The 14,312-nt window shown below is 60.1% G+C and carries 12 protein-coding genes; 9 read left to right on the top strand and 3 right to left on the bottom strand.

The window, feature by feature from the left end; genetic code table 11:
* The first annotated feature begins 291 nt into the window (after window positions 1-291).
* Genes TM1040_RS07580 through TM1040_RS07565 form a run of 4 tightly spaced genes read left to right on the top strand, consistent with a single transcriptional unit; the run spans window position 292 to window position 5,044 of the window.
* On the top strand, window positions 292-951 hold the full coding sequence (locus TM1040_RS07580) for an ABC transporter ATP-binding protein (protein WP_011538000.1): 660 nt from the start codon (window positions 292-294) through the stop codon (window positions 949-951).
* Window positions 929-2,686, top strand: coding sequence for a capsule polysaccharide transporter (locus TM1040_RS07575; RefSeq protein ID WP_011537999.1), 1,758 nt, complete (start codon window positions 929-931; stop codon window positions 2,684-2,686). The genes TM1040_RS07580 and TM1040_RS07575 overlap by 23 nt, the downstream gene beginning before the upstream one ends.
* Before the next feature lie 4 nt (window positions 2,687-2,690).
* Entirely contained in the window at window positions 2,691-3,524 is an 834-nt protein-coding gene (kdsA, locus tag TM1040_RS07570) for a 3-deoxy-8-phosphooctulonate synthase (protein ID WP_011537998.1), read from the top strand.
* A gap of 23 nt (window positions 3,525-3,547) precedes the next feature.
* Complete coding sequence (locus TM1040_RS07565; RefSeq protein WP_011537997.1) at window positions 3,548-5,044, top strand: phosphomannomutase/phosphoglucomutase; 1,497 nt, start codon at window positions 3,548-3,550, stop codon at window positions 5,042-5,044.
* A gap of 149 nt (window positions 5,045-5,193) precedes the next feature.
* On the opposite strand, the gene TM1040_RS07560 is transcribed toward TM1040_RS07565, so the two are convergent.
* Together TM1040_RS07560 and TM1040_RS20490 are read right to left on the bottom strand one after the other, a co-directional pair.
* A complete protein-coding gene (locus tag TM1040_RS07560) occupies window positions 5,194-7,134 on the bottom strand; it encodes an AsmA family protein (RefSeq protein WP_011537996.1) in 1,941 nt (646 codons plus the stop codon).
* 113 nt (window positions 7,135-7,247) lie between these two features.
* On the bottom strand, window positions 7,248-8,537 hold the full coding sequence (locus tag TM1040_RS20490; RefSeq protein ID WP_011537995.1) for a pentapeptide repeat-containing protein: 1,290 nt from the start codon (window positions 8,535-8,537) through the stop codon (window positions 7,248-7,250).
* 177 nt (window positions 8,538-8,714) lie between these two features.
* On the opposite strand from TM1040_RS20490, the gene rimO reads away from it, so the two are divergent.
* The 3 genes from rimO to TM1040_RS07540 all read left to right on the top strand — a co-directional run bounded on the left by rimO (window position 8,715) and on the right by TM1040_RS07540 (window position 12,118).
* On the top strand, window positions 8,715-10,118 hold the full coding sequence (gene rimO / locus TM1040_RS07550) for a 30S ribosomal protein S12 methylthiotransferase RimO (protein ID WP_011537994.1): 1,404 nt from the start codon (window positions 8,715-8,717) through the stop codon (window positions 10,116-10,118).
* A 106-nt stretch (window positions 10,119-10,224) separates the two neighbouring features.
* The gene (pepT, locus tag TM1040_RS07545; RefSeq protein WP_011537993.1) at window positions 10,225-11,472 is read left to right on the top strand and encodes a peptidase T; all 1,248 of its coding nucleotides are present in this window, start codon (window positions 10,225-10,227) and stop codon (window positions 11,470-11,472) included.
* Between the two features lie 76 nt (window positions 11,473-11,548).
* On the top strand, window positions 11,549-12,118 hold the full coding sequence (locus tag TM1040_RS07540; protein ID WP_011537992.1) for a DUF4177 domain-containing protein: 570 nt from the start codon (window positions 11,549-11,551) through the stop codon (window positions 12,116-12,118).
* A gap of 51 nt (window positions 12,119-12,169) precedes the next feature.
* Here the strand turns inward: TM1040_RS07540 and TM1040_RS07535 are convergent, their stop codons facing one another.
* The gene (locus tag TM1040_RS07535) at window positions 12,170-12,424 is read right to left on the bottom strand and encodes a BolA family protein (RefSeq protein ID WP_011537991.1); all 255 of its coding nucleotides are present in this window, start codon (window positions 12,422-12,424) and stop codon (window positions 12,170-12,172) included.
* Between the two features lie 117 nt (window positions 12,425-12,541).
* Here TM1040_RS07535 and TM1040_RS07530 point away from each other — a divergent pair, with 117 nt between their 5' ends.
* Entirely contained in the window at window positions 12,542-13,168 is a 627-nt protein-coding gene (locus tag TM1040_RS07530; protein ID WP_011537990.1) for a DnaJ domain-containing protein, read from the top strand.
* A 317-nt stretch (window positions 13,169-13,485) separates the two neighbouring features.
* Complete coding sequence (locus tag TM1040_RS07525; RefSeq protein WP_011537989.1) at window positions 13,486-14,085, top strand: methyltransferase family protein; 600 nt, start codon at window positions 13,486-13,488, stop codon at window positions 14,083-14,085.
* The last annotated feature ends 227 nt before the right edge of the window (window positions 14,086-14,312 follow it).

Here is a 14,312-nt window from a genome sequence, read left to right as displayed (position 1 = left end):
GCATAAACTGTCGATTTGCCACAACAGTTTCCAGCCAGCATCCCTGCATCGCTCAAATTCGACATATTTGCGCCTAAATCAACGCGTAGTCCGTTAACTAACTTGTGCTAGGGCTGGCACAACAGGCATCTGCAGAGACACCAATGACGGGAAATCGGTTGGTTTTTCTGCGTTTACACCCCACCTTCGCCGGGCGAAGGTCAATGTATAACATACCGCGCGGGACCGGTCACAACAGTGTGACCAACGCCGCCAACACCCGAGGTCAAGAGGCGATATACTGAGCAGACCATGTTGGAATTCGTGAATGTCAGCAAATCCTTTTGGACCGGGACTCAGCGCAAGATTATCCTGGACAAAGTCTCCTTCACGGTGGAGCTTGGGACCTCGCTTGGCATTCTGGCCCCAAACGGGACCGGCAAGACGACGCTGATCAACATGATGGCCGGCCTTGAGAAACCCGATGAGGGCGAGATCTATCGCGGCTGCAAGATTTCCTTTCCGCTCGGGTTCATGGGCGGCGTTATCAACCGTCTCTCGGCCATGGAAAACTGCCGCTATATCGCGCGTCTCTATGGTCTCGACCCGGATTATGTCGAAAGCTACTGTCGCTGGCTCTGTGGCTTGAACGAGTATTTCGACCAACCGCTTGGCACCTATTCTGCTGGCATGAAATCGCGGTTTTCGTTTGCGCTCATGCTGGCGCTGGACTTCGACATCTATTTGATCGACGAAGGCATGCCCAGTTCCACAGATGTGGAGTTCAACCGCAAGGCGGGCATCATCTTGCAAGAACGTCTCGAGACGACGACAATCGTTATTGTATCCCACCAGCCCCGTACGCTGGAGAAATTCGCCAACACCGCTGCTGTGTTGATGAATGGACAACTCCATATGTTTGAAACCTTGGAAGAAGCGAAACAGCTCTATGACTACGAAACCCAAGGCTAAAAAATTCCGTATCCGCCGCCCGAGCTCGGGAGCTGAACAGCCGCAGGCCGCTGCGGCGGCGACCGCTCGCCCGGTGCCTCCGCCGCCCGCACAGGAGACCGGACGCGACCAGCCGCTTGAGATGCAGTCTCAGGTGGAACAGGCTGCAAAGGCTTCTTCCGCGGGCGATTTTGCGCCTGCCGCGTCCGACACACCAGCGCGCGCGTCCTCGCCACAGATGACGCCATCCCAGAGCGGCGCCACAACGCCACCGCAGGATGCATCCGAGGATGTGGGCTCGACCGATATTGAAGACATCAAGCGTGAGGGCCTCACGGGGCGTCAATTGCGCCTCGCCCGTCGCGTTGCACAAAAGCACGATCTGCCTGCGACATCGGATTACGACGCTGTGCGTTTGCTGCGGCTGCGCGGCATTGATCCATTCAAACGCGCCAACATGCTAGAGCTGGTGGTGCCGCAAAGCCAAAACGCAAGCGTGCCCGCGACCCAAGCCCCACAGGGCGCGCCCAAGCCACAGACGCTTCCGCAGACGGTAGAGAAAAGCAAACCCAGCGCACCGCCCGCCGATCATCTGAGCCCGACCGAGCGACGCAACCGCGAAATTCGCTCCATCCAGCGTGACATCGCGCGACGCCGCCGCCGTAAAATGGCGCTCTTGGGGGCGCGGCTCGGGGCCTTTGTTCTGATCCCTACGCTTCTGGCAGGGTACTATTATTACAAGGTCGCAACACCGATGTATGCGTCGCATTCGGAGTTCCTTGTTCTCAAAGCCGACAGCACCGGGTCTTCGGGGTTCGGCGGCCTTCTGAGCGGCACGCAATTTGCCACCAGCCAGGATTCCATTGCGGTACAGGCCTATCTGCAATCCAAGGTCGCGATGCGCCGCCTCGACGAAGAGGCCGGATTTCGCGCGCATTTCTCGCAGGACTGGATCGACCCAATTCAGCGACTGGAACCAGACGCCAGCAATGACGACGCCTACAAAACCTATCAGCGCAATGTAAAAATCGGCTATGATCCCACCGAGGGCGTCATTCGCATGGATGTCTCTGCGGCAGAACCAGCGGTTGCGGCAGAGTTTTCACGCCGCCTGATTTCCTATGCACAGGAAAACGTGAACCACCTTTCCGAGCAAAAGCGCGCCGATCAGGTGGGCGACGCCGAGGAGGCGCTTGCCCTTGCAGAGCAGCAACGCCGCGACGCCCAGGCAGAACTTGTGCGCCTGCAGCAGCAAGGGTCGGTCCTCGATCCCGAAGGGGTCATTGCCTCGCTGCGCTCCCAGATCAACACGTTTGAGCTTCAACTGCAGCAAAAGCGCCTGGAGCTCGCGGCGTTGCAGGACAACCTGCGCCCCAACGCCGCCAAGGTCGAAGGCACTGCCGCAGACATCAAACGCCTTGAGGCGCTGATTGCAAATCTCAACGAACGCATGACCGATGCGTCTCAGGGCGAGAACTCGCTTGCCTCGCTGAGCGTCAAGATCCAGATGGCACAAGCGGACCTCGCGACGCGCGACATGATGCTGCAATCCGCCCTGCAACAGGTCGAACAAACCCGTATGGAGGCAAACCGCCAGGTGCGCTATCTGACAACTGCGGTCGAGCCGGTTCCCGCCGACACACCCTCCTCGCCGCGCAAGTTCGAAAATACGATTTTGGCTTTCCTGATCTTTTCCGGTATCTACCTGATGTGTGCCCTCACGGCATCCATTCTTCGGGAACAGGTCTCTTCGTAAGCTCATGAAAAAAATCGACATCAATGGTCTCACCATTGGCAATGACTGTCCGCTGACGGTCATTGCCGGTCCCTGCCAGCTGGAAAGCGCCGACCACGCGCAAATGATCGCGGGCAAGCTCAAGGAGGCCTGCGACGCTGCGGGCGCGCAATTCATCTTCAAGGCCTCCTACGACAAGGCCAACCGCACCTCACTGTCGGGCAAGCGCGGCCTTGGCATCGACAAGGGCCTCGAAGTGCTCGCGGGCGTGCGCGACACCTTTGGCGTGCCGGTACTGACTGATGTTCACACCGAGGCGCAGTGCATCGTTGCGGGGGACGTGGTTGATGTCCTGCAGATCCCCGCCTTTTTGTGCCGCCAGACTGACATGTTGCTGGCCGCCGGTAACACCGGCAAGGCCGTGAACATCAAAAAGGGCCAGTTTCTCGCACCCTGGGACATGGACAATGTTGTGGCCAAGGTCGAAAGCACCGGCAACGACAAGATCCTGCTGACCGAACGCGGCACCTCCTTTGGCTACAACGCCTTGGTCGCAGATATGCGTGGTCTGCCCCGCATGGCACAAACCGGCTACCCGGTGGTCATGGACGCCACCCATTCGGTTCAACAGCCGGGCGGTCAGGGGGGCTCGACAGGTGGTCAGCGAGAGTTCGCTCCGGTGATGGCCCGCGCAGCCGTTTCTTTGGGCATTGCTTCCGTTTTCATCGAAACACACGAAGATCCGGACAACGCGCCCTCGGACGGGCCGAATATGATTTACCTCAAAGATATGCCGCAATTGATTGAGACTTTGATGGGCTTTGACGCACTTGCCAAAGCCAACCCCATCCGCATCTGATTTTGAAAGAACGAGGATCTCCCATGACCAAGCCGCTGCCAGAGGTGACCCCCAACAGCTGGAGTTTCCTGCGCGACGCCATGATCAAGCCCACCGGCTTTCGTGAATATGACGCGCGCTGGAAATACCCCGAAGAGATCAACCTCCCGGGGATGACCGCGCTCGGTCTTGGTCTTGGAACGCAGATGATCCGCCGTGGCATCGCGCCTGTCATCGCAGTGGGCAATGATTATCGCGACTACTCGCTGGCGATCAAAAACGCGCTGATCCTTGGCCTGATGCAGGCCGGGATCAAAGTGAAGGACATCGGACCTGCGCTTTCGCCCATGGCCTATTTTGCCCAGTTCCATCTGGACGTCCCGGCCGTTGCCATGGTCACCGCCTCGCACAACCCAAATGGCTGGACCGGCGTAAAGATGGGCTTTGACCGCCCCCTCACCCATGGCCCGGATGAAATGAGTGAGCTGCGCGACATCGTGCTGAACGGCGAAGGCGAACGCCGCGAGGGGGGCTCTTACGAATTTGTCGAAGGCGTCAAGGAAGCCTATATCGACGACCTTGTGGGCGATTTCAAAATGTCGCGTCCGCTCAAGGTGGTCTGCGCAACCGGCAATGGCACCGCCTCGGCCTTCGCACCCGAAGTCTTTGAGCGCATCGGCGTCGAGGTTGTGCCCAGCCACAACGCCCTTGATTACACGTTCCCCCATTACAACCCCAACCCCGAAGCGCTGGAGATGTTGCACGACATGTCCGCGAGCGTCAAAGCCTCGGGTGCTGATCTGGCGCTTGGATTTGACGGCGACGGCGACCGCTGCGGCGTGGTGGATGACGAGGGCGAAGAGATCTTTGCGGACAAGGTTGGCGTGATCATGGCCCGTGACCTCTCCAAACTGCATCCGGGCTCCACCTTTGTTGCGGATGTCAAATCCACGGGCCTCTTTGCCTCTGACCCGGAACTGCAGAAAAACGGCGTCAAAGCCGACTACTGGAAAACCGGTCACAGCCACATGAAGCGGCGGGTCAAGGAAATTGGCGCCCTGGCTGGTTTTGAGAAATCCGGCCATTATTTCCTCGCCGAACCAGTGGGACGCGGCTACGACTGTGGCATGCGCGTCGCGGTCGAGGTCTGCAAGATGCTCGACCGAAACCCAGACATGAAGATGTCCGACCTGCGCAAGGCGCTGCCCCGCACCTGGGCAACGCCCACCATGTCGCCCTATGCCGCAGACACCGAGAAATACGACATCCTCGCCCGGCTGGTCGACAAACTTGTCGCCAAACACGACGCAGGTGAGCTCATGGCAGGCCGCACCATCAAAGAGGTCGTGACCGTGAATGGCGCCCGCGTGATCCTCGACAATGGCTCCTGGGGGCTGGTGCGCGCGTCCTCCAACACCCCCAACCTCGTGGTGGTCTGCGAAAGCTCTGAAAGCGAAGACGAAATGCGCGCTATCTTTGCCGACATCGATGCGGTTATCCGCACCGAACCCGCTGTTGGCGATTACGATCAGACCATCTGATCCAGGCAAAAACACGACCGCGCCCTCATACGAGGGGCGCGGCCGTGTATCTATGCATCATCTATTTGCAAATACCTAGGGGTCCGGGGCAGCGCCCCGGCCTCCCCTAATGCACTGCATAGCCCGGTGTGGATACAAAAGACGCCACCTCAATCGCTGCCGAGAAACTTCAGCAGTTGCTTGCGCGCCTCTTCTTCGACCCGGCGTTTTAGCGCATCGTTCAGGTCTTCCTCAGTTTCCACCGGCACCCCGAGCTCGTCGCTCAGCTTGTCACGCACAGCCTGTTTTGCCTTTTCTTCGGCCTCATCCAATTTTGGCTGCACTAGCTTGCTCAGATCGGGTTTGATCTCGGGGTCGAACCACGATCCCTGTATCCGCACCGGTACCGACACGCCTGCAGAGGTCTCGCTCGCAAAGGCCGTGGGGGTAAACGTATAATCCAGATCCTGCGATCCAAGCCCGACGCGCCCCGCGCCTGCGGCCTTCAGGACCTTGAGCGCCGCATTCAGATCGTCATTGCGCAAGGTCCCATCAATCATGTCAAAGCTTGCGGTCAGACCTTCAAAGATGGTTGTCCCACCATTGCCGCCGTTCGGGTCCATGACCGATTGCAAGTCAAACCCGGTGAAAAACCCTTTGCCCAGCTCAACGCGCCCCTTGCCATCAAGCGAGCGCATGATCTGGTCCATGGAATTGCCGACGCCGAGGAACTCCAGATTACCGAGCGCCTCCCCGTTGAGCTTGTCATACCCTGCCAATTGCCCCAGCGCCTCGCGCATCTCGACATTGGCAAACTGGAGGTTGCCCGCCACCGAGAGCCCATTTCGATTGTTCGCAATCAACTCCCCCTGAAGCGTTCCGCCAAAAGCCTGTACCGGCAGGAAAGATAGAACCGCCCGCGCCCGCTCGATGCTCAGCGTCATCCGGCTGGGACCAAATATCACCGAGGACGTCTGAAGCCCCTTCACATCCAGCGAGATATCCCCCTCGATAAGCGCAAGCATGGACGCATCGATCGGCGTGGTCGACCATCCTTGCGTCGCAGGCTCCGCGGTGTTGCCCCCGGCGCCTGTCGTCGGCGCTCCGAGCGCGCTGAGGTCCAGCATATCTCCCTCCAAGGCGGCCGTCACCTTGAGCGGAGACGCCGCAAGGTTCAGATCCGCATCCCCGCGCAGCGCGTTGTGATCCAGGGCTAGGCTCAGATCGCGCAGCGACACCCGCCCGTCCGGTGTATAGGTCGTGTCAGCAGCAAAAGTCATTGCGCGCCCAAGACCTTTGGGAAGATCAACCGCCGCCTGCCCCAAGGCCACCAGGAGCGCACTGGTGTCGTCGCTTGCCCCGGTGATGCGCCCATCAAACGCCCCGCTCAGATCCGCCTGCCCATCAAAGCGCAGCTTGCTTGCCTCGGCCGTGACCGTCACCCCGAGGGAAGCGACCTCACCAAGCAAGAACCGCCTGAAACTGCCTACCTCCCCTGCAATCCGGAGCGGCTTTCCGGCAGGGCGCAGGGTCAGATCAACGTTTGCCGTACCGTTGGGATCGGGCCACGCGAGTTGCAGGTCCACTTGGTTGGTTTCGACAACATCCTGCCCATGGGCCGCATAGCGCAGCGACGCCCCACGCAGCGTGATGGCCTCGATCGCGACGGACGTCCCTTCACCTTCTGCGTCGGTCTCAACCTGGGCGGGCGTTTCGCCCACGGCGGGCGCATCAAAGACCCAGTTGCCAATGCCATCTTCGCGGGTCTCAAGATTGAGATGGGGCACAATCGCCGTCAGCTCCGTGATCCGGATGTCGCCGCGGATCAAATCTGCGGCATCCACGCCAATCGTGAGCCGCCCCGCCGTCAAAAGCGGCTCTGGCCCGGCCCAATCCGCGTTGGCAAGGGCGACGTCATCGGCCTGAATACCCAGCGTCGGCCAGAAGGAGAATCGCACGTCACCGCCAAACACCACCTGACGCCCGGTCTGCTTCTCGATTTGCTGCGCGGCCAATTCAGCGATCTTTTGGCCGGGCAGAAAGGTCAAAATCGCGACGCCAACGGCAATGGTGATCACGATGGCGGAAAGAATACGGAGGATCAGGCGCATAACTCGTGGCCCCTTCTGGGAATGCGGAAATCTTCGCCCGTGACATCAGGGCTTTAGCGCAGATTACACCGCTCGCGCGCGGGATCAATCCACCGCAGCCGCCCAGCGCGCCCTCAGCGCAATCGAAACCGTTGCCGCAGCGCCAGACCGAGGAAAAACAACAGCGGCAGCGACAACACGGTCTGCGCCCCGGACAGCACCTGCGCCCAGCGTGGCAAACTCGCGAGCACCTCGCTCAGAAACACCCGGCCAAAGCCAAAGAGCGGAAAGAGATTGGAAAAGCTCAGCGCTGCCGCCGTGCCAAGATCGCTCTCTGAAAGGACCGGGGGGCCACCGGGAAAGGAGAACACCGTCCAAAACGCCGCCATCCCGAGAAAGCAGATCCCCGCCAGCCACCACAGGGGCCGCTGGATCGAATACCCAAAGTCAGACAGCCAGCCAAACGACCGATAAGGCAGCCGCTGCCAGAATGAGCCTATCTGGCTGGCAAAGCGCATTTCCCGGCGAAAGAAGAAATGCGCCTCTTCCGGTAGCCCTTGTTGGGTCAGCAAATGCCGTATGGTGGCACAGCTTTCACGCGCACTAACCGGATCCTGTTTGGTTCTCTGGGGCCAGAAGGTCCGCCCCTCGAGGTCTTTGTCTTGGGCAACTTCATCCGAGGTCGGGTCCATTCGCGCGGTAAAGCTGGTCTTGTCATGCAGCACCGCGCCCGAGAAATCGGGATAGCCATCACAGAAAAGCGCACGAGAGAAGATCGTCGGCCTTTCAAATTGACAGTAGGCGAAGCTTGGAAGGCACCGTACGCCAGAGCACCCGCCAAAACGCGCGCGAAAAAAGTAGACAAAATCCTTGAACCTGGCTCTACCAAACAAGGCTGCTTTTTGAAAATTCGCAAAGTGGAACCAAGCCTCCTGCTCGAACTTGGCTGACCCAAACACAGCAACGCCAGCAAAGGTTACAAAACCAAACCGTGCATTTCGCATGAAATTGGCTGAACCAAAATTCACCTTTGATGCAATCACCATATTCTCAAATACAAGATTCTCGGAGAATACGGTGTTTCCCATCCATATTGGCTTCGCGGGTTCGGGAAATACCAGCATCCCCTCAGTATCGACATTGCGACGATTGCTCTCCTCAAAAAAACGTGCTTTGATCTTCTCTCCAAGTTCATCCCAAGCCTCCAGCTCCGTTACCTTGATTTGCGAGCTTTTCGCCGCCGCAACTCGCTCCTCCGCGCTCAGCGCTTGCCCGACCCAAGCATTCCACGCGCGGCGGTTCTTCTTGTGCAATTCGACATCAATCTCCTCTCCCTCCTGCTCGCCATAGAGCGTCATCAGGATGTACCAGGGGTTTTCATTGGCGGGGCGCAGGCCCTCTGGGATCTCGGGCGCATCGGTCATCAATCGGCTTTCGTCATCAAAATCGCAGTGCAGCCAGCCTAACCAGCACGCGGGGCACGGGCCAAGGGTGTTTTGCGCAACGCCGCGGCCAAAAACCGCTCGCGCAAGCCCGCGCCTGTGAGCGGATCCCGGAAATCCTCCATTCCCAAGCGCCGCGCTGCGGTTTATAGGACGGCAATGACCAGCAACCCGCCAGATCTCCGCCCCGACCTCGCCCCCAAACCCACCTTTGGCACGGCGCCCCGTCCCGACCAGCCGACCCTCGGCATGGTCTCCTTGGGCTGCCCAAAGGCCCTGGTGGACAGCGAACGTATCCTCACCCGCTTGCGCGCCGAAGGATATGGGATCTCGGCGGATTATGCCGGCGCGGATGCGGTGATCGTCAACACCTGCGGCTTTCTCGACAGCGCCAAGGCCGAGAGCCTCGAGGCGATTGGCGAAGCGCTGAAGGAAAACGGCAAGGTGATCGTCACAGGGTGCCTTGGTGCAGAGCCGGACTATATCCGCGAGCACCATCCGCGCATCCTCGCCGTCACGGGCCCGCATCAATACGAGCAGGTGCTGGATGCGGTCCATGCGGCGGTGCCGCCCAGCCCCGACCCCTTTGTGGACCTTCTGCCCGCCACGGGTGTGAGCCTCACGCCCCGGCATTTCAGCTATCTGAAGATCTCTGAGGGCTGCAACCACAAGTGCAAGTTCTGCATTATCCCCGACATGCGCGGCAAACTTGCGTCGCGCCCGGCCCATGCGGTTTTACGCGAGGCCGAGAAACTGGTCACCGCTGGCGTCCGAGAGCTTCTGGTCATCTCGCAGGATACCTCGGCCTATGGGCTCGATCGAAAATATGACGTGAACCCGTGGAAAGACGGCGAGGTTCGAAGCCATATCACCGATCTGAGCCGCGCATTGGGGGAGCTGGCCCCCGCCGATCAGCTCTGGGTGCGGCTCCATTACGTCTACCCCTACCCGCATGTACGCGAGTTGATCCCGCTGATGGCCGACCCTGAAAATGCTGTGCTGCCCTATCTCGACATTCCGTTCCAGCACGCCCACCCGGATGTGCTCCGTCGCATGGCCCGCCCGGCAGCGGCAGCAAAGACGCTGGACGAAATCCGCGCCTGGCGCGCCATCTGTCCTGACATCACCCTGCGGTCGACCTTCATCGTCGGCTATCCAGGCGAAACAGAGGCCGAATTCCAGCACTTGCTCGACTGGATGGATGAGGCTCAACTGGATCGCGTGGGCTGCTTCAAATATGAAAACGTCGACGGCGCCCGCTCCAATGACTTGCCCGACCACGTCGCGGAGGAGGTCAAGCAAAACCGCTGGGAGCGCTTCATGGAAAAAGCACAGGCCATTTCCGAGGCCAAACTCGCATCCAAAGTGGGCCAGACCCTGCAGGTGATCGTGGACGAGATCGACGAGGACGGGATCGCCACCTGCCGCACCAAGGCGGATGCTCCGGAAATCGACGGCAACCTCTTTATCGACGAAGGCACCGCAAATCTGAGCGTCGGGGATCTGGTCACGGTCGAAGTGGATGAAGCCGGCGAGTATGACCTTTGGGGGGCGCTGCGCTAAGGCGGCACACCCAATCCGGCCACATTCAGGACGGAGCAGGTTTGAGAGTTCACCTTGACCTGCTCCTCTCCGCCCTCAATCTTGCAGTCGACAGCAGGAGTTTTTGATGACCGACAGCTTTGACAACACCCTTCAATCCCGTCTCGTGCGCTATGCTGCCATCGACAGCCAGAGCGATGAGAATTCCCCCACGGCACCCAGCACCAAGATCCAGTTTGATATGTTGCACTTGGTGCGCGACGAGTTGACCGAGATCGGAGCGCAAGACGTGCAGCTGACCGATTACGGCGTTGTTCTGGCGACTATCCCCGGCAGGTCGGAGGCCCCCACAGTGGGCTTCCTCGCCCATGTCGACACTGCCCCGCAGTTCAATGCCACCGGTGTGAAACCTCGTGTGATCAAAGGGTACAATGGCGGCGAGATCAGCTTTCCCGATGATCCGGAGCTGGTGCTCTCTCCCGAGGCGCACCCCTATCTGGCCGAGAAAATCGGCCATGATCTGATCACTGCGTCTGGCACCACATTGCTTGGGGCGGACGACAAGGCGGGGGTTGCGATCATAATGACGATGGCAGAGCACCTGCTGCAAAACCCGGATGCCGCCCGTCCAACAATCCGGATTGCCTTCACTCCGGACGAAGAGATCGGTCGCGGCGTGCAACCCCAGCTGGAGCGCGACCTCGGGGCGGATTTTGCCTATACGCTCGATGGCGGGGAACTCGGCGAAGTGGAGTACGAGAGCTTTTCGGCCGACCGCGCAGTTGTCAAAATCACCGGCGTTTCCATTCACCCGGGCCTCGCCAAGGAAAAGATGGTCAATGCCATCCATCTTGCCTCCAAGATCATCCAGACGCTGCCTCAGGCCACGATGACGCCCGAGACAACAGCGGACCGCGAGGGGTTCATCCATGCCACCGACATGTTCGGGGGGTCTTCCGAGATGGAGATCCGCTTCATCCTGCGCGATTTTGAAATGGCCGATCTTGAGGCCAAGGGCGCCCTTCTACGCAGCGTCTGCGAGGCGGTTGCGGCAACCGAACCGCGCGCGGAGATCACCTGCGAGATTACCCCGCAATATCGCAACATGCGGTATTGGCTTGAAAAGGACATGACCCCTGTCGATCTCGCCCATGCCGCCTGCCGCGATGTGGGACTGGAGCCGGTATCGGTTCCGATCCGCGGGGGCACCGATGGGTCTCGCCTGACCGAATTCGGCACGCCGACGCCCAATATCTTTACGGGGATGCAATGCATTCATGGCCCCTTGGAGTGGATCTCGGTTCAGGATATGTCGCTGGCAACGCAGATGTGTCTGAGCCTCGCGGCGCGCGCCGCAACGCTCGACAAGACCTAAAACTAACCATGGCGCGCCTTTCGCTCTGCCCCGCAGAGCTGCTAGGCTCCTGCCCTGGGCCGCACAGGAACAAGTGATGCAACACTACGAGTACAAGGTCGTCCCCGCTCCCAACAAGGGCAAGAAAGCGCGCGGCGTGAAAACACCCGAAGCCCGCTTTGCACATGGGATTGAGGGGGTTTTGAACGAAATGGCCCAGCAGGGCTGGGAGTTTCAACGCGCCGAGATGCTGCCCAGCGAAGAGCGCTCGGGCCTCACGGGCAGCAAGACAACCTGGCGCAATCTGCTGGTGTTTCGACGCGCACTTGGCAACACCGGCCTCACAGAACCGACGCCAGCGACCGCGGCAGAGCCTGCGCCTGCCGTGGACAGCGCGCCCGAAGTCGCGGCCCCAGAAGAGGCAGGCAAGGTCGATCTGCCTGACGACGCACCGCGTGTTTCCACCCCCGACGCACAGCATGCGCCAGAGCCGGCGCCGCTGACCGCCATCGCAGGTGATCCCGAGGCCCCGCCCGAAGCCATTCCGGTCCCTGGCCCCGGCGCTCGCCGCATGGTTGCCGATGATGGCGTCGAGGAATTGAGCCCCGTCTCAGGCCTGACCGCCGCACTCAAAGCGCGCGCAAGCCGAGGCAAGACGGACGACTAAGTCCAACGAATGCAGGATCCGGCCACATTAGGCGTGGCCGGATCTTGTGTCTCAGCTGCCGATGTCCAGTGCAAGTGCGTGAATACGTGGCACGATATCGCCAAGCGCCTTGTGTACCGCCCGGTGTTGGGCCACGCGCGTCATGCCCAGAAAGGCCTCTGCGCGGATCAGCACGTTAAAGTGACTTTCACCTTTTCCGTCGTGACCTGCGTGCCCGACGTGGCTGTCGCTGTCGTCCACAACTTCCAATCGGCTGGGATCAAAGGCTTCTCTCAACGTGTTCTCGATTTCGTCTCTGACGCTCATTGCTGCACTACTCCGCCTGTTGTTCATAAAACTGTGTCCGCCCCCCTTTTATCTCTCGACCGTTAGACTAAACTGCTGCCTCCGAGTCGAACAGATGCGTCTAGAAGGTGCTCCCGCATGACCAAATCCGATCCCTTTGGCTTTGATATGTCCATTCGCTCCGCGAAGAAGAAAAATCCGCGCGGGCGGCGGAGCATGTCCGGCGCCTCGGAGACATCAGTGCGCGTCTGCGACCACGAGGGCTGCGGGGAGCCAGGAAAATTCCGCGCGCCCAAGGCCCCGGATGTTCTCGACGATTTCTTCTGGTTCTGCCAGCAGCACGTGCGTGAATACAACCAAAAGTGGAACTTCTTCGAGGGCACCACGGAGGCCGAGATGAACGCGCAAGCCTCCAAAGACAAGGTCTGGGAGCGCACCACGAAGCCGCTAGGGGATCCCGAGGCCCGCGCCTGGGCCCGTCTCGGCATCGAGGACCCGCATCAGGTCCTCGGAAACAATGCCACCCGCAACCCGGGCAAGAACGGCCAGACCGCCGGTCGCCGTCTGCCGCCCACTGAGCGCCGCGCCATCGAAATCCTCGAGGCCAAGGACGATTGGACCAAGGCCGAGATCCGCAAGGCCTACAAGAAGCTCATCAAGGTGCTCCACCCGGATATGAACGGCGGAGACCGCAGCCAGGAAGAACAGCTGCAAGAGGTCATGTGGGCCTGGGATCAGGTCAAGGATAGCCGCAGCTTCAAATAGAGCCCTCCTGAGGGCACTTGTTGGATGAGGCCCACCTCTCGAAAAGATCTGCGACAAGCAAGGTCTGCAGGTGAAAAACGCAGTCGCCCGTCCCTTCACAGGGGCGGGCGATTTCTTTTGGACAATGGATCCGGCGCATTGCTGTCCCTGCCATTCTGCTCCGACCCTGAGCCCTGCTATCGGCGCGGCTATGGCACGCAGATGCGAGCGGCTGCGCACGGCTGTTACAATCTGCTGTTAGTCGAAGCGGCATCCGAGCCCCTGCCCGGAGCCCGTTGCACAGTCCACGACCTGCCCCAAAAGGAACCGAAGACGCCATGTTCGACTATCTCCAGACCACTCACGATCTCGCCCTGATGGTGGCGCTTCTTGCCGCCATACTGCTCGCAACGCACCTCAGTCTCAGCTTGAAATGCCCCAGTCTTGGTCTTTGGCCTGCCGCTGACGGCTGGCGACATCATCTTGCCTTTGGGCTGTTCCGCGTGTTCTGCGGCGCGACGGTTGTCTTTGCACTGACGGAGATCGGCGTGAATGGGTGGGGCCATTGGCTGCGCTATGCGGTGGGGCTTCCGCTCATGGTGATGGCCTTCGGAATCACGCTTTGGGGGTACCGGTTCCTCGGGCTCGACAATACCTATTGCGACACGGGCGGCTTGGTCACGGGTGGCATGTATGAATATTCACGCAATCCGCAGTATGTGACCTCGGTGCTGGCGACTGTCGGCCTAGGCATCACGACCGGATCCTGGACCACCGTCGCCCTCGCATTGGTGCTCTTTGCGCTCTATTTCCTGTTTGTTCTGAACGAGGAGCGCTGGCTCCTAAAGGGATACGGGAAAGCCTTTGCCGACTACATGCGCTCGACCCCTCGATTTTTGGACGAACGCAGCCTCGAGCGCCTTCGCGCGGCACTCTGAGCCGGCTCCCCCAACGCGGCTCTGCTGGATGTCTTGACAGTGCGGTTTTTTGCGCCAACTCACCGCTGCAGCGGGCATGTGGCGTATCGACACAACGGTTTCCCTTGCCCTCCCGGGCATCTTCAGGCACCAATCGCGCGATTACATGCAACTGCACCCCGAGAGTGACCGACGGGCCACAAGGCAGCCATCCCGCGCCCGTGACTGACAAGACAAGGACTGACACC

The organism is Ruegeria sp. TM1040, assembly GCF_000014065.1.
GTDB lineage: Bacteria > Pseudomonadota > Alphaproteobacteria > Rhodobacterales > Rhodobacteraceae > Epibacterium.
The sequence above is the reverse complement of the archived record's forward strand: the minus strand, read 5'-3'. Positions and strand labels throughout refer to the sequence as shown.

Bases quoted from the DNA above. Each gene is read 5' to 3' on its own strand.
- TM1040_RS07525 (WP_011537989.1), top strand. From the start codon at position 13,486: ATGTTCGACTATCTCCAGACCACTCACGATCTCGCCCTGATGGTGGCG.
- pepT (WP_011537993.1), top strand. From the start codon at position 10,225: ATGACCGACAGCTTTGACAACACCCTTCAATCCCGTCTCGTGCGCTAT.
- TM1040_RS20490 (WP_011537995.1), bottom strand. From the start codon at position 8,537: ATGACCGATGCGCCCGAGATCCCAGAGGGCCTGCGCCCCGCCAATGAA.
- TM1040_RS07540 (WP_011537992.1), top strand. From the start codon at position 11,549: ATGCAACACTACGAGTACAAGGTCGTCCCCGCTCCCAACAAGGGCAAG.
- TM1040_RS07535 (WP_011537991.1), bottom strand. From the start codon at position 12,424: ATGAGCGTCAGAGACGAAATCGAGAACACGTTGAGAGAAGCCTTTGAT.
- TM1040_RS07530 (WP_011537990.1), top strand. From the start codon at position 12,542: ATGACCAAATCCGATCCCTTTGGCTTTGATATGTCCATTCGCTCCGCG.
- TM1040_RS07575 (WP_011537999.1), top strand. From the start codon at position 929: ATGACTACGAAACCCAAGGCTAAAAAATTCCGTATCCGCCGCCCGAGC.
- TM1040_RS07565 (WP_011537997.1), top strand. From the start codon at position 3,548: ATGACCAAGCCGCTGCCAGAGGTGACCCCCAACAGCTGGAGTTTCCTG.
- TM1040_RS07580 (WP_011538000.1), top strand. From the start codon at position 292: ATGTTGGAATTCGTGAATGTCAGCAAATCCTTTTGGACCGGGACTCAG.
- TM1040_RS07560 (WP_011537996.1), bottom strand. From the start codon at position 7,134: ATGCGCCTGATCCTCCGTATTCTTTCCGCCATCGTGATCACCATTGCC.
- kdsA (WP_011537998.1), top strand. From the start codon at position 2,691: ATGAAAAAAATCGACATCAATGGTCTCACCATTGGCAATGACTGTCCG.
- rimO (WP_011537994.1), top strand. From the start codon at position 8,715: ATGACCAGCAACCCGCCAGATCTCCGCCCCGACCTCGCCCCCAAACCC.